General features: G+C 73.2%; 11 protein-coding genes. 6 read left to right on the forward strand and 5 right to left on the reverse strand.

Going from position 1 to position 14,380, the window contains the following annotated elements; all coding sequences use genetic code 11:
- Position 1 precedes the first annotated feature (1 nt).
- Both WIS52_RS12005 and WIS52_RS12010 read right to left on the reverse strand, forming a co-directional pair.
- Complete coding sequence (locus WIS52_RS12005) at positions 2-3,010, reverse strand: arabinosyltransferase domain-containing protein (RefSeq protein WP_349298261.1); 3,009 nt, start codon at positions 3,008-3,010, stop codon at positions 2-4.
- On the reverse strand, positions 3,007-5,007 hold the full coding sequence (locus WIS52_RS12010) for a glycosyltransferase (protein WP_349298262.1): 2,001 nt from the start codon (positions 5,005-5,007) through the stop codon (positions 3,007-3,009). The genes WIS52_RS12005 and WIS52_RS12010 overlap by 4 nt, the downstream gene beginning before the upstream one ends.
- Before the next feature lie 206 nt (positions 5,008-5,213).
- Between WIS52_RS12010 and WIS52_RS12015 the strand changes: the two genes are divergently transcribed.
- Positions 5,214-5,606, forward strand: a complete 393-nt coding sequence (locus WIS52_RS12015) for a nucleotidyltransferase domain-containing protein (protein ID WP_349298263.1) — start codon at positions 5,214-5,216, stop codon at positions 5,604-5,606.
- The gene (hepT, locus tag WIS52_RS12020; RefSeq protein WP_349298264.1) at positions 5,596-6,003 is read left to right on the forward strand and encodes a type VII toxin-antitoxin system HepT family RNase toxin; all 408 of its coding nucleotides are present in this window, start codon (positions 5,596-5,598) and stop codon (positions 6,001-6,003) included. Before WIS52_RS12015 ends, hepT begins: the two co-directional genes overlap by 11 nt.
- A 3-nt stretch (positions 6,004-6,006) precedes the next feature.
- Here hepT and WIS52_RS12025 read toward each other — a convergent pair whose 3' ends face one another.
- Together WIS52_RS12025 and WIS52_RS12030 are read right to left on the reverse strand one after the other, a co-directional pair.
- Positions 6,007-6,840: a hypothetical protein gene (locus WIS52_RS12025; RefSeq protein WP_349298265.1), complete on the reverse strand. Its 834-nt coding sequence runs from the start codon at positions 6,838-6,840 to the stop codon at positions 6,007-6,009.
- 277 nt (positions 6,841-7,117) lie between these two features.
- Positions 7,118-8,230 (reverse strand): mandelate racemase/muconate lactonizing enzyme family protein, encoded by a 1,113-nt coding sequence (locus WIS52_RS12030; RefSeq protein ID WP_349298266.1) that lies wholly within the window; start codon positions 8,228-8,230, stop codon positions 7,118-7,120.
- A 175-nt stretch (positions 8,231-8,405) separates the two neighbouring features.
- On the opposite strand from WIS52_RS12030, the gene WIS52_RS12035 reads away from it, so the two are divergent.
- On the forward strand, positions 8,406-9,221 hold the full coding sequence (locus tag WIS52_RS12035; RefSeq protein ID WP_349298267.1) for an IclR family transcriptional regulator: 816 nt from the start codon (positions 8,406-8,408) through the stop codon (positions 9,219-9,221).
- 22 nt (positions 9,222-9,243) lie between these two features.
- Entirely contained in the window at positions 9,244-10,200 is a 957-nt protein-coding gene (locus WIS52_RS12040; RefSeq protein ID WP_349298268.1) for a hypothetical protein, read from the forward strand.
- Between the two features lie 27 nt (positions 10,201-10,227).
- Here WIS52_RS12040 and WIS52_RS12045 read toward each other — a convergent pair whose 3' ends face one another.
- Entirely contained in the window at positions 10,228-11,142 is a 915-nt protein-coding gene (locus WIS52_RS12045; RefSeq protein ID WP_349298269.1) for a LysR family transcriptional regulator, read from the reverse strand.
- Between the two features lie 335 nt (positions 11,143-11,477).
- Here WIS52_RS12045 and WIS52_RS12050 point away from each other — a divergent pair, with 335 nt between their 5' ends.
- Positions 11,478-12,839, forward strand: a complete 1,362-nt coding sequence (locus tag WIS52_RS12050; RefSeq protein WP_349298270.1) for an MFS transporter — start codon at positions 11,478-11,480, stop codon at positions 12,837-12,839.
- 90 nt (positions 12,840-12,929) lie between these two features.
- Positions 12,930-14,360, forward strand: coding sequence for an amidohydrolase family protein (locus WIS52_RS12055; protein WP_349298271.1), 1,431 nt, complete (start codon positions 12,930-12,932; stop codon positions 14,358-14,360).
- Positions 14,361-14,380 lie beyond the last annotated feature (20 nt).

Genomic DNA, 14,380 nt, shown 5'->3' on the forward strand with positions numbered 1-14,380 from the left:
CCTACCCCAGGAAGTCCCGCCCCGTGTACCCGACGTCGGCCAGGGTCGGCAGCCGCTCCCATCCCCACCGCCGCTCCGTGCCGACCTCCAGGTCGTAGCCGCCGACAGGATGGTCGTAGACCACGCGCTCCAGGTGCCCCCAGCCGAACATCGCGCGGCCGGCGGGCGGATCGAGGCGGGTCGGCAGCTCGTCGAACGTCGCCGTCCGGTCGATCCCGGCGAGCGCGCCGCCGTTGTCGGTGAAGTAGGCGGTGTCGGAGGTCGCGCCCTCCAGGTCGTCGCCGGTGCGGACCCGCCACTGCGGCGGCTCGGCGATCCCGTGCCGGATCGCGATCTGGTCCACGCACGGCCACAGCAGCGCCGAGGCCTGGTCGGCGAACACCGGGGCGTCGGCGATGACCTCGGCCGCGGGCCGCTCCCGGGCGGGCTGCGGGGCGCCGACGGCCAGCCAGGTGTCCGGGCCGTCGATCCGGTCGGCGACGTCCAGCCGCACCTGGGTGACCGGCTCGGACAGCCCGGCGGCGGCCAGGTCGGCCTGCAGGTCGGTCCACTCGGCCACCTTCTCGCCGGGCAGGTCGAGCTCGATCGTGGCCGTGGCCGCCGGGGCGCCGACGGCGCCGGTGCCCGCCTCGACGGTGACCGTCTGGTCGTCGCGCAGGTCGCCGGTGGCGGGCACGAGCACCGCCGCCGCCCCCGCCGGGACGCCGAACCAGCCGGTACGCAGCTCCCCGGTGCCGGCGTCCTCGGTGTGCCAGGACGGCCCCGGCAGCGGCACACGGTCCGGCGCCGGCCCGTCGCGCATCACCCCGGTGAGCTCCGGCGGCGCGCTCGGGACGGGGACGGGTCCGCCGTCGGGGGTCAGGACCGTGACGGCGTCGGCGAGCCCGCACGGCTGCCCGCCGAGCGCGGCGAGGTTCATCGACGCGACCGACGCGCCGGGGGCCTGCTGCAGCGGCGCGACCGTGAACACCACCAGCATCAACGCGACACCACCGGCCGTGGCGGTGCGCAACACGGCCGACGCCGGACCCGGTCCGGACGACCGCCCGGCACGCCGGCGCCGGTGCGCCCACCAGAGCGCGGCCGCGGCGACGGCCAGCCACACCAGCGGGCTGCGCAGGTACAGCGGCCCGAGGTGCGGGGCGAGGAACTGCTGGTGCACCGGGGCGTCGATCACCGTGTGGTCCCCGAAGGGCTGCCCCCAGTCCCCGAACGGGCGCCACAGGTTCGGCCCCGCGTAGATCACCGCGGCGACGATCACCAGGACGGCCGTGCCGACCGCGACCAGCCGGAGCGGTGCCCGGCGGGGCAGCGGCCCGCGGGCCAGGGCGAGGCCGAGCAGCAGCGTCGCCGGCGCGGCGACGGCGCCGAAGTGGTTGACCCACTTGGTCGGGCTCAGCGCGACGGCGACCAGCCCGAGCGCCGTGGCGGCGAGCGCGAAACCGAGCGCGCGGCCCAGCGGTCCCCCGGTGCCGCGCCGGGTCGCGAGCCGGACCACCCCGAGCACCAGGACGGCGACGGTGAGCAGGACCGGCAGGCGTCGTCCCCAGGTGCCCTGGTCGTCGGGTCCGAGCAGGTTCGCGTAGTGGACGATCTCCTGCCACCACGAGTACTGGAAGTAGTACCAGCGGTGCACCGCGATCGACTCGCGCACGTCGGCGAGGGTCTGGTCGGCCATCCCCAGCGGGACGACGACGCTCGCCGCGGCGAAGGCCACCGCGACCGTCCCGACCCGGCCGGTCCAGCCCGCTGCGACCAGGTGCCGCCACACCAGCGGCAGCGCGAGCAGCAGCGGGACGGCGGCGACCAGCGACGCGGGCGCGGCCGTCACCCCCAGCACGGCGACGACGACCGCCGGGCCGAGCAGCCCGACCGCACCGGTCCGCAGCGCGGCGGCGACCAGCAGCAGCACCCCGGCGGCGGCGAGCGTGCCGAGCGGCTCGGGGCGCAGGCTGATCCCGTAGGGAAGGAACCAGGCCAGGTGCGCGACGGCGAGCGCCGCGAGCACCCCGGGCAGCGTCCCGGCACGACCGGCCAGCACCGCGAGGGTGTAGCGCAGCAGCACCCAGGTCCCGAGTCCGAACAGGACGGGCAGCGCACGCTGCCAGAGCAGTCCCCAACCGGCGTCGCCGCCGAGCGTCCCCCAGAACTGCATCAGGTACTGGCTGCTGGTGAACGGCGCCTCGGTCACGTTGAACTGGTAGACCGCGTTGCCGATCGTGCCGGTCTCCGCACCCTGGCGGGCCATCAGCGCGTACCAGGAGTCGTCGATGTTGACCGGCCCGAGCACCGCCCAGGCGAGCGTCACGACCAGGACGACGGCGTCGGCGATCCCCGGCCGCGGACGCGCGGGCAGGATCGGCCGCAGCCCGGTCCAGGTCCGGACGGCGACCGCGAGGGTGGCGGCCAGCGCCAGCAGGTGCGCGACGAGCAGTGAGACCTTGAGCGGGGTCGGCGACGACTCGTAGCGGGCGTCGGTGTCCACCCGCACGCTGATCCCGTCGAGCGCGGGCCCGGTGAGTGCGGTGGAGAGCTCGGCGACCTGCGGCGGGGCCAGGTCCGGCCGGTCGGCGACGACGGTCCCGTCCCGGCTCAGCTCGGTGCCCCCGGGACCGGAGTGGAGGATCCACGCACAGCCGTCGTCGTACGGGCCGCGGTACAGCTCGTCCGGGCCGGAACGGATCGTCATCTCCCCACCCGAGACGGTGATCGACAACCCGGGTGCGGTGACCGGATCCTCGACGGCCGCGGGCATCGTGCGCAGCACGTCGCCCTCGCCGAGGGCGCCCACCGTGGCGCAGGTCAGCGTCACGGTGAGCTGCAGCGGCCGGTACGGCGACAGCGGCAGCACCGTGGACGGATCGGCGGCCGGATCGGCCTCGGCCCGCGGCCAGCTGACACGCGGGGAGTCGGCGTTCACCGGGGCGAGCGCGGCCGCGAGCCCGAGCAGGCAGGTCAGCGCGCCGAGCCAGAGGAGCAGCCGACCCCGGCGGGCCGGGGCGGGACTCACTCGAAGATCTGCTTCCAACCGTCCCTGCCGGTCAGCGTCGGCCGCGCTGCCCGGTACCGGCCCTGCAGCCCGGCCCATTCGCCGCGGACGGCGCGGTGCAGCTTCGCCGACTCGCGCACCATCTGCGTGAACATCCGCGGGTCACGACGCCGGAACGTCACCCCGCGACCATCCGGTGTGGACACCGTCGCGGAGTCCAGCCCGGCGAGCACGAACCACTGGGCGTTCGCCCACGGGACGTTGCGCTGCGGGCGCTCGCGCAGCGCCGGGTCGGGGGTGCGCAGGTTCCGCAGCACCCCGCGGGCCAGCCCGATCGCGGCCTTCGCCCGCCCGATCGGCGGCTCCGGGAACAGCTGGGCGCCGAGCGCGTCCAGTTCGGACGCCGGCACCTCGGTCGCGGAGTCGAGCGGGCGGCCGTCGTCGTACTGGGAGCGCAGTTCGCGGATCTCGTCGAGCACGATCGGCAGCTTCGGGAACAGCGCCTCCGGCCCGGCCAGGAAATCGGTGAAGGCCTTGATCTGCAGTGCGACCGCCGAGTACTCCATGAGCATCAGGTGCCGCAGCGTCCGCTTGAAGGTCTCGCGCAACATCGCCGTCGGGTCGTCCGGGCCGTGCATGGCCGCCGCGACGAGCCGGTTGCGGTAGTGGAAGTAGGCCTGCCAGTCCGACGAGTCGTCCTTCTCGATGAAGGACATGTGCCAGATCGCGATACCCGGGACGGTCGCCGTGCGGTAGCCGGCGGCGCGGGCACGCAGGCCGTACTCGGCGTCGTCCCACTTGATGAACAGCGGCAGCGGCAGCCCGAGCTCCTCCGCGACCCGGCGCGGGATCAGGCACATCCACCACGCGTTGTAGTCCACGTCGACGCGGCGGTGCAGCCACGGCGTCTGGCGGAGCGTCCGCTCGGCGAGGTCGTGGTGTGCTTCCGTGCGCGGTGCCGGCCTCCACATGAACTGGTTGCGGTCGACGACCTCACCCATCGTGGACAGCTGCGAGCGGGCCTGCAGCGACAGCATCTGCCCGCCGACGAGCATCGGCTCGCGGGCGAAGCGGGAGAACGCGACCGCGCGCAGCACCGAGTCGGGCTCGAGCAGGATGTCGTCGTCCATGTAGAGGATCTGCTCGCAGTCGATGCCCCCGGCGTGCGGGCCCGTCCCGTGCAGGACCTCGTACATGATCCGGGCATAGCCGCCGGAGCCGCCGAGGTTGGGCTGGTCGACGATCCGCAGCCGGTCGCCCAGGGTGGCGGCGACGTGGCTGTAGCCGGCCTCGTCGCGGACCTTCCGCGTGCCCTGGTCGGGCAGGATGATCGCAGTGATCGTGCCGAGCACCTGCGGGTCGGACGCGAGCGCGGTCAGCGTGGCGACGCAGTCTCCCGGCCGGTTGAACGTCGGCATCCCGACGACGACGGCGGCCCGGCCGGGCGCGTCCTGCGGCGCGTGCCAGCCGCCGCCGTGCAGCGTCAGGTCGCCCTCGTCGGTCGACAGGTCGAACCAGTACCAGCCGCCGTCCTCGAACGGGCGCAGGTCCAGCTCCATCGTGACCCGGCGCCGGCCCTCGACGACCTCGCCGGCCACGAAGATCTGCGACCCGTCGGCCTTGGTGCGGTAGACGTCGACCCGCCCGGTGCCCTCGAGGTCCAGCCGCAGCTCGATCGCGGTCAGCGTGGACCAGGCCCGCCAGTAGCCGGCGGCGAAGGCGTTGAAGTAGGCCCCGAAGGAGACCTCGGTCGCGGCCGGGACGGTCGCGCCGGTCCGGCCGGTGATCCGGGTGCGTCGCCCACCGGCCGTCGACACCGTCAGCGACAGCGGCCGGTCCTGCTCGCCCGGCAGCGGCTCGACCGGGGCGAGCGCGGTTCCGGGCCGCTCGTCGAGGTACAGCGCCCGCACCGCGACCGGGTCGGCCGGGCGCGGCAGGATCACCCGCTGCAGCAGCGTCTCGCCGGTGGTCGGGTCGCCGTAGGAGACGGCCGGCTTGTCGGTGGGGGCGGTGGTCATCGCAGAGACGGCCTCGGGGTCGCGGGTGACGGTCGGTGTCCCGCGCCTGGCCGGCGGCGTCGCCTGTCCCGGGCCCGGGGACGTCCGGCGAGCGTAGCCGCGGGTCGCCGGTGCGCCGGGAGGCGGTGGGGCGTGCCGCGAAGGACGCCCGGAAGGTCGGGTTCGCCGGGTCGATCCGGTCGGTGGCTGCTGCCACACTGATCGGCGTGAGCGACCCCGAGCAGTCCCGGCGCGAGGCCGCCGTCCCGGCGCTGCGCGCGGCCGGGGCCCGGTTCGCGTTCGTGCACGGCAGCCGGGCGAGCGGCGGCTCGCCCCGACCGGACTCCGATCTCGACGTCGCGGCCTGGTGGCCGGGCGAGGCTCCGGCATCGTTCGAGGTGGACCTCGGCCCCGGGGTGGACCTGCTGGTGCTCAACGGGGCGCCGCTGGAGCTGGCCGGCCGGGTCGCGATGCACGGAGACCTGCTGTTCGACGACGACCCGCCCGCCCGTGTCCGGTGGGTCGCCACCACGCGCAAGATCTACTCCGACGAGCTGCCGAGGATCACCCGCGCCCACCGCGAGTTCCTGGAGACGATGCGGAGCGGGAATGGTCGATGAGGCACGGGTGGCCCGGCTGCTGCGGGGTGTCGCCGACGACCTCGCGGTCCTGCGGACGGAGAAGGATGCGCCGCCGCAGCGACGCGCCGATCCGCTCTGGCTCCGCGGGATCAAGTACGTCTTCGTGACCGCGATCGAGGGCTGCGTCGACGTGGCCCAGCACTTCTGCTCGTCCGAGGGCTGGGGGCCTCCGAACGACAACGGTCACGCGATCCGGCTGCTCGGCGCGCACGGTGTGCTGCCCGCCGACGTCGCCGAGCGGGTCGCACGCGCCGTCGGGTTCCGCAACGTGCTCGTACACGACTACATCGACGTCGACGACGGGATCGTGCTGGCTCGGCTCGAGGACCCGTCGGATCTCGAGCTCTTCGTGCGCGCGGTGGCCGGCCGGCTGTAGCGCTCAGGCGCCGCAGTCGAGGTGCGTGACGCCGTCGGCGCAGAGGACGAAGGTCCGGTCGCCGCTGCCCAGCGAGACCACGCCGGGCGCCGGCGTCTCGACCGGCAGCACGTCGCCGGTGGGGACCTCCGGCTCGTCGTTGCTGTCCAGCACCCGGGCCGACGCGGACCGCCCGGACCCGGTGATCTGCAGCTCCACCCGGCCCACGTCCTCGGGCCCCTGGGACTCGCACGGCACGCCGGGACGGCTCGACGGGCACGTCTCGTAGGTGCGGAAGGTCAGGGTGCCGCGGCCCGACCCGTCCACGGCGAGCGAGCGGCCGTGGCCGAGGAACTCCCCCACCCAGAACGTCCCGGCGTCGGGCACCGGAGCCGGGGAGGACGACCCGCCCTGCCCGACGCCGACGAACGCCAGCCGACCGACCTCGGAGACCCCGAGGCCGTGGTCGCCGTCGGCGAACAGGTAGGCGATCTCCGGCCGGGATTCGGGCGGATTGCGCAGTGCGTCCGAGAGCTTCTCGCGGTTGGTCGGGTCGCTGAGCCGGTCCGCGACGACCCGCCAGGTCGCGGCACCCCCGGCCGGGGAGTAGAGGTCCCGGATCGGTGTGGGATCGCCGGAGGCGAGCGCGTCGTCGATGCGCCGGGCGGTGTCGAGGACGGTCTCCGGGAGCGGCGCGCCGGTCGAGTCGGTGGTGGCGACGCCGTCCGGCGCAGTCACCGGGGTGGCCGGGTCCGATGTGGACGACGACGCCGGTTCCGGCTCCGGCGGAGTGGCGGCCGGACCGGTGCATCCGGCGAGGGACGCGACGAGCAGCATCGCGACGAGCGGGACCGCCACCCGCGACCGGCGCCATCCGCTCCCGCCCGACCGGATCCGTGCCGACCGGCTCGCGAGAGGCACGCCGGGGACGGATGAGCGGGCATCAGGGCCGGTCACACCGGCGAGCCTAGATCGTCCCGGTGCCGCGTCACTCCCGAGGCGGGGGCTCCTGCCCCCGCGAGAGGTACAGGAGAGTCGTCGCGGGGGCGGGAAACAGCACTGACGTACCCCTCGGCGAGGTCAACCGGGGGTGCAGTGCCGGTCCGGCGTCGCGAGGTCGATCGGGCGACGTCGGTCAGGTGATGCGCCAGCGGTCGACGGCGTCCTCGTCCAGGGCGATGCCCAGGCCGGGGGCGGTCGGGACGGCGAGGTGACCGTCGGCGTCGACGGTGATCGGGGTGGCGAGCGGGAAGTCCCGGCGCGACGGGGTCCAGTCCGGTGGGTCGTAGGGGACCTCGAACCACGGCCCGCCCCCGACCCCGGCCGCGACGTGCAGGTTCGCCAGCACGCCGATCCCGTTGGTCCAGCTGTGCGGGGTGAACGAGCGGTGCCGCAGCATCGCCAGCTCCGCGAGCGTGCGGGCCCGGCTCATCCCGACCGAGAGCACGACGTCGGGCTGGTAGACGTCCAGAACGTCGTCGGAGATCCAGCGCAGGATCTCCGGCACCGACCGCTGCATCTCCCCCGCCGCGATCCGCAGGCCCGGGTGCGCGGCGCGCAGCGCGCGGAACCCGTCGGCGTCGGCGTAGGGCAGCGGTTCCTCGACCCAGGCGACGTCGAGGTCGGCCAGCCGGCGCACGATCCGCTGGGTCGCGGCCAGGTCGGTCGCGGGCGCGACGTCGCCGGCCATCCGCCAGGACTGGTTGAGGTCGACCAGGATCGTGACGTCGTCACCGAGACCGGCGCGCACCGCGGCGACGGTCGCGATGCCGTCGTTCACCTGCTCCGGGTCGATCCTGATCTTGACGGCGCGGAAGCCCTCCTCGACGACCCGCTGCGCGACCTCGAGCCGCTCGGACGGCGGCCGCAGCACGCAGAACGACGCGTAGGCGGGGACCCTGTCGAGCGTGCCGCCGAACAGGGTCGCGACCGGCAGCCCGGCCGCCTTCCCGGCCAGGTCCCAGAGCGCGGCCTCGAGCGGCCAGTAGCTGCCGCCGTGGAGGTTGCAGGACTCGATGACCCGGACCTGCCGGGCGATGGCGAGCGGGTCGGTCCCGATGAAGAGCTCGCGGAACCCGGAGAACCCGGCCATGGTGTCGCCCGACCCGATCCCGACGAGACCGTCGTCGGTGTGGACCCGGACGATCGTCGCGTCGAACCGGCCGCGTGGCCGGGGGTCCCAGGCGGCCCGCAGCGGCGGGTCCAGCGGCAGCCGTAACCGGTCGAGCGTGATGTCGGTGATCTTCATCTGTTCCGGTCGTCGGGGAGGCGAGCACCGGCCCGGGGCACGATCGGGGGCGCCCGCGCCCCGGGCCGGTAGGAACCCGACATTACGGGGCGGAACTCCCGGCAGCCCAGCGCCCGCGGAAGATCGAGACCTGAGTTGCGCTCCTGCCACCTCTCCGGGCGATTACTGTGACGAGGTGAACGATGCACTGCGCAACGATGAACCGGGACGCCGGGGTCGTGGGTTGCGCCGGGACGTCGAGCTGCTGGAGGCGCTGGCCTCCGACGAGGCCCGCCGCTCGGGCGGGCTGGGCGTCGCCCGGATCGCCCGGATGACCGGCCGGGAGAAGAGCCAGGTGTCCCGCTCGCTGCGCGCGCTCGCCGAGGAGCAGCTCGTCGAGCGGGACGCCGACAGCCTGCTGTACCGGCTCGGCTGGCGGCTGTTCTCGCTCGTGGCCCGCGGCCTGGACACCCGGCTGACGACGACCGCCGAGCCGGTGATGCGACGGCTGGCGGTGCAGACCGAGGAGACCGTGCACCTGTGCGTGCTGCGCGACGACGCGGTGCTCACCGTGCGGACGGTCTCCGGCCACTCGTTCCGCACCTCGGGCTGGGAGGGTCGCCGGGCGCCACTGGCGTGCACCTCGGCCGGTCGCGTCCTGCTCGCCGACGCGACGCCGGACGAGCTCTACGTCCGGTTCGGCACGGTCGAGAACCTCGTCCCCGACCACCCCGGCAGCCGGGTCCGGACCGTGCCCCAGCTCTGGCAGGCCGTCCGCGAGGCCGCCGAACGCGGCTGGGCGGAGACCCGCGACGAGCTGGAGCCGGACCTGTCCGGGCTGGCCGCGCCGGTCCGCGACTACCGCGGCCGGGTGATGGCCGCCCTCACGATCTCCGGACCGACGAGCCGGATCGGGGACCGGCTCGGCTCGCTGGGCCGGGAGACCGCCGGCGCGGCCCGTGCGGTGTCGGCGGAGCTGGGGTGGCCACCCGGACCGGCCCGATCTTCGTGACCCGAGGGTGCAGACTCACTCCGTGCTCGATCCGTCCCCGACATCGACCTGGCGCCCCTACGCCCGTCTCGCGCTTCCGACGGTGCTCTGGTGGTTCACCCTGGCCCTGATCGAGCGGTGGTGGAGCGGCGCGATCGCCGGGACCTATGTGGACAGACCCGGCGTCGATCCGGCCGAGGAGCCGGTGGTCATGACCCTGCTGCTGCTCGTCGGGATCGGTCTGACCGCGATCGGCGTTCCGGCACTGCGCCGGGGCGACCCGCCGGGCCGGGTGATGTGGACGGTCTCCTACGCCTCCGCCGCGTCGGTCGGCGTGCTGCTGGCGGCCGATCCGGGCGGACCGACGCTCGGTGCGGTCATCGCGATCGCCGCGTTCAGCCTGCTCCTCACCGCGAGCGCGATGTTCTGTCTGGTCCGCGTGCTGGGCACCTGGCGGTTGATCGAGGATCCCGGATGGCCCTGGACCTACCCCTACGGGACGGTGGGCTTGCTCCGCACGGGGTTCGGCGCCATGAAGGCCCGGGCCCCGGCGGAGGGCGACCGGACGCCCGTGGTGGCCACGCCTGAGCTGTGGCGTCGCGGTCTCGTCCTCGCGGCCGCGATCGCCGGCCTGTGGTTCGTCGTCACCCTCGCCGCGAAGCTGCTCGCTGTCGCCGGCCCCGACCTGCCGTCGGCGCTGCGGTTCGCGGTCGTGGCGGCCGGGACCTGGGCGGTCGTCGCCGTCGCGATGCGCCGTGGGGTCCCCGGCCGGGTCGCCGTCGCCGCCTCGGCCGGCGGGGCGGCGGCCGGTGGCGTCGTGTTGATGCTGGTGCTCGACCTGGCCGGGATCGAGCCCGCCGACGCCTACCTGCTGCCCGCCTTCGGCGGCGCGATCCTGGGAGCCCTCGTCGGCGTGGTCGCGGTGGCGATGACCATGTTCCGGCGCATCCGCCGTCTGGCTTCGGAGGGGAAGCGATCGGGGCGGCGCACCGACCGGTGAGCCGGGCTGATCGCTACCGCTCCCACGTCAGGACGTGCCACCCCCACCCGGCTCCGGCGTACGGATCTCTGCCAGCACGGCCGAGGTCATGGCCACCACCACCTCCGTGGCCGGCCGCCATGCGCGGCCCGTGCGCGTCACCGCGACGATCTGCCGCCGGATCGAGGGCGTGAAGGCCCGTGTCCGCAGACTTTCGTCGCCGACCTCGTCGTGCACGAAGGACGACGGCATGACCGAGCAGCACTCGCCTCGGAGAACCATCTTCTTGACCGCGACGATGGAATCGATCTGGTGGTCCGCGACGACGTCGATGCCGCCGAGTCGATCGGTGATCATCTTCCAGAATCCGGGTGTCACGACCAGCGGTGACCCAGCCGCCGCGGTGAGACCCTGGCCGTCGGCGAGCGGCCCCGTACCGGTGATCGTCTCCGCGGCACCGACGAGAACGACCTCGTCCTCGCCGACGACCGTCCGGTCGAGGCGTGGCATCGGGCCGACGTCGGTGAACACGGCCACGTCGAGCCGCCCCCGGACGACCCACTCACTCAGGAACATGCTGAGGCCCTCGACGAGCTCGACCTCGACCTCCGGGTACCGGGAGTGGACCGACTTCGTCATCTCGTCGGCCAGCACCGGCACCAGGCTCGGCGACATCCCCACCACGACACGCCCGGACGGGCTCCGCGCGGTCTCGGCGACCAAGGCCCCGAGCCCGTCGACGAGCCCGAGGATCTGCTCGACCGCGCCCAGCAGGCGCCGCCCGGCCTCGGTCAGCTCCACCCCCCTCGGCGTCCGGACGAGCAGGTCCGCTCCGAGTTCGACCTCCAGCGCGCGCACCTGACGGCTGAGCGCCGGTTGCGCGACGTGCAAATCCTCGGCGGCGCGACTGAAGTTGCGGGCGATCGCCACGCCCGCGAAGTAGCGGAGCTGTCGCAACTCCATGTGTGGCTCCACCCTGCCGTCCGGACCGGAGCAGCCTAGCGGCGCGACCGATCCGCCGACGCCTCCTCGTCGCGCGGGGGACGGCGATCCCGTGCCGGCATAGCAGGTATCCCGAGCAGGTCTTGGCCACCGGAGTGACCGGAGAACTAGCGTCTGACGAGCCGGCAGGAACCCTGCGGCGCCGGATGATCGACAAGGATGTCGGCGCAGCGGTGAGCAATTCCCTCCACCCTCGTCGAACGCGATCCCGGTCGCCGATGCCGCTGCGGGAGCGGCCGGACCAGGGACTCCGTCCCGGACCACCGTTCCCGTCCCATCCCCGAAGAAGGACCACGATGCAGACTGCGTCGCGCAAGGAAGCGCGGAACGTCCGCCTGGCGTCGCTCGGCGCCGCACTCGAGTACTACGACTTCGTCGCCTACATCTACGTCGCGGCCCTGATCAGCGCGGCGTTCTTCCCGGCCGAGGCCTCGCCGGCCGTCCGGCTCGCACAGACGCTCGCCATCTACTCGATCGGGTTCGTCGTACGGCCGGTCGCCGGCATCGTCATGGCGCACATCGCCGACCGGATCGGTCGCAAACGGATCTTCATGCTGACGATCGTGATGATGTCCGGATCGACGCTCGCGATCGGGCTGCTACCGACCTACGAGTCGATCGGGTGGCTCGCGCCCGCGCTGCTGCTCACGATGCGGGTCATCCAGGGGTGCGCGGTGGGGGGCGAGCTGCCGGGGGCGGCAGTGCTGGTCGCCGAGCACTCGCGCACCGAGCGGGTGGCGCGGTCCGCCGCCGTGCTCCAGTCGATGTCCTACGGCGGGTTCCTGCTCGGCGCCGGAGCCGCGTTCGGGGCGAGCCTCGTCGTCGAGTACCTGACTCCCGACATGCCGTCGCTCGCGTGGCGCCTTCCCTTCCTCCTCGGCGGCGTACTTGGCCTCGTGGCGATCTACCTCCGCCGGGTCCTGGAGGAGACTCCGCTGTTCGCGGAACTGCAGGAACGGGGGCAGGCCGGCCGCCAGACGCCGCTCGCCACGGTCCTCCGGCGGGATCGCCGGCCCGTCGCGTTCGCCTTTCTCATGGTGTTTGCGATGTCAATGCTCAATACGGTCTTCTTCCAGTACTGGCCGACCTACCTGCAGGTCGACCTGGGTCACTCCGCGACGCTCGCCATCGCCGCCAGCCTGATCACGATCGTCGGGGCGATGGTCTCGATGCCGCTGTGGGGCCTCGTCGCGGACCGGCACGGATGGCGGTCCTCCCTCGGGATCGGGGCGGGTCTGCTCGCGATCTCGTCGGTACCTATCTTCGTGGTGGCTCCGCTCCTTCCGGCGGACTCCGGATGGATCCTGCTCATCGCGCTCCCGGCGGCCTTCGCCACCGGCTCGATCGTCTCGGCGACGCCCGGTCTCGTCGCCTCGCTGTTCCGCACCGAGGTCCGCCAGTCCGCATACGCGATGCCCTACAACATCGGGGTCGTGGTGTTCGGTGGACCGCTGCCGCTGATCCTGGTGTGGGCGATCGCCACGGGCGGCCCGGTCGCGCCGCTGTACGTCGTGCTGCTCGGCGCGCTCGCCGCCGGGGTGGCCGCGTTCTTCGTGTCGCGGATGACCTTCTTCCTCGGGAACTGGGCTACGACCCCATCGGAGCCGGGCCGCGTCGCGGCCGGTGGACCCCGCTCGACGTCTACCGGCGGCGCCTGACACGGCACCGTTCCGCTCGAACACCGACGTCCCGTCGCGATGGACACATACGACGCGACGGGGCACCCGGCTCACCGATGAGAGGCCCTTGTGGACACCGAACCGAGAACCGGCCACGTCTCCCACCCGGACGTCGCGCTGCAGAACCTCCTCGAACAGCACGCCAACGGCAGAGCAGGTGACGACGAGCAGATCCTGCTCCGAGGCGGCACCGTCCTCTCGATGGACCGCTCGGTCGGCGACTTCGCGACCGGCGACGTCCTCGTCGTGGGGAACCGGATCGCCGAGGTCGGAGAGTCGGTCTCCGCCCCGGCAGCCACCGTGATCGACGCTCGGGACCGCATCGTCATGCCGGGCTTCTGCGATCCGCACATCCACTGCTGGGAAGGCGTGCTGGGGCGGATCATCCCGGAGAACGTCCCGCAGTCGTCCGCCGAGGACCCGGTGGGTGGGGCTCCCCCCTCCAGCCGCAGCTACATGCACACCGCGCACCGGCTCTTCGGGCCGGCCTGCCGACCCGAGGACATCTACGCCGGGACCCTCCTGAGCCTGCTCAACGCGCTGGACGGCGGCATCACCACCGTAGTCGACAACATGCACAACGCCCGGTCCCCCGAACACTCCGACGCCGGGGTCGAGGCCATGTTCGCGGCCGGCCTGCGCGGCATCCACGCCGTCGGGGCGCCCCGCGCCGGGGCGTGGGCGGGGACCTACCCGGCGGACGTGTACCGGCTGCACGACAAGTACTTCCGGGGCGACGACCGGTTGCACACCATGCGTCTGTTCGCCGCGGGGGACGACGACCTCACCGACCTGCTCCCGATCCGCAAGGAGCTCGGCCTCTGGTTCTCCTTCGACACCGGTATCCACCGCCAGCCACTCGAACGGCTGTACGCCGAAGGTGAGTTCGACGGGCGGGAAACGATCAACCACGGGAACTTCTGCACGTCCGGGCAACGGCAAGTGATCATCGAACACGGAGCCCAGGTGAACGTCTGCCCGCGCATCGAGTCGCAGTTCCGGTACGGCCGGATCCCGTACGGCGAATGGGTCGCACAGGGACTGCGCCCCGGCTTGAGCAACGACAACCCGATGACCTACGGCATCGACATGTTCAGCGAAATGCGCGCGCTCTATCTGCTGCAACGGGTCGACGAGCATCGGGACGGGGCCGCCTCCGCGTCATTGCGGGAGATCCTGGAATCGGCTACGCAGCGGGGAGCGGACAACTGCGGGGTCGGTGACGTCGCAGGATCGCTCACACCGGGGAAGCGGGCCGACATCGTCCTCCTGGACGCCCGGACCCGACTGTTCCCGCTGAACAACGTCCTCTGCTCGGTCGTACAGGCCTCCGACATCGGGAGCGTGGACGCCGTCCTCGTGGACGGCCGCGTCGTGAAATGGGGTGGCCGGCTCATCGGAACGGATCTCGCGGCGGTCCGCCGCCAGGTCGAGGAGTCCCACGAGTACCTCCTTTCGGAGGTCGGCTGGCCACACCCACCGATCGATTTCGACGACTGACGTAACCGCAACTCGGCAGT

The organism is Pseudonocardia nematodicida, from assembly GCF_040105385.1.
Lineage (GTDB): Bacteria > Actinomycetota > Actinomycetes > Mycobacteriales > Pseudonocardiaceae > Pseudonocardia > Pseudonocardia nematodicida.

Excerpts from the sequence above, each read along its gene's own strand:
- WIS52_RS12010 (WP_349298262.1), bottom strand. The coding sequence starts at position 5,007 with ATGACCACCGCCCCCACCGACAAGCCGGCCGTCTCCTACGGCGACCCG.
- WIS52_RS12045 (WP_349298269.1), bottom strand. The coding sequence starts at position 11,142 with ATGGAGTTGCGACAGCTCCGCTACTTCGCGGGCGTGGCGATCGCCCGC.
- hepT (WP_349298264.1), top strand. The coding sequence starts at position 5,596 with ATGGTCGATGAGGCACGGGTGGCCCGGCTGCTGCGGGGTGTCGCCGAC.
- WIS52_RS12030 (WP_349298266.1), bottom strand. The coding sequence starts at position 8,230 with ATGAAGATCACCGACATCACGCTCGACCGGTTACGGCTGCCGCTGGAC.
- WIS52_RS12050 (WP_349298270.1), top strand. The coding sequence starts at position 11,478 with ATGCAGACTGCGTCGCGCAAGGAAGCGCGGAACGTCCGCCTGGCGTCG.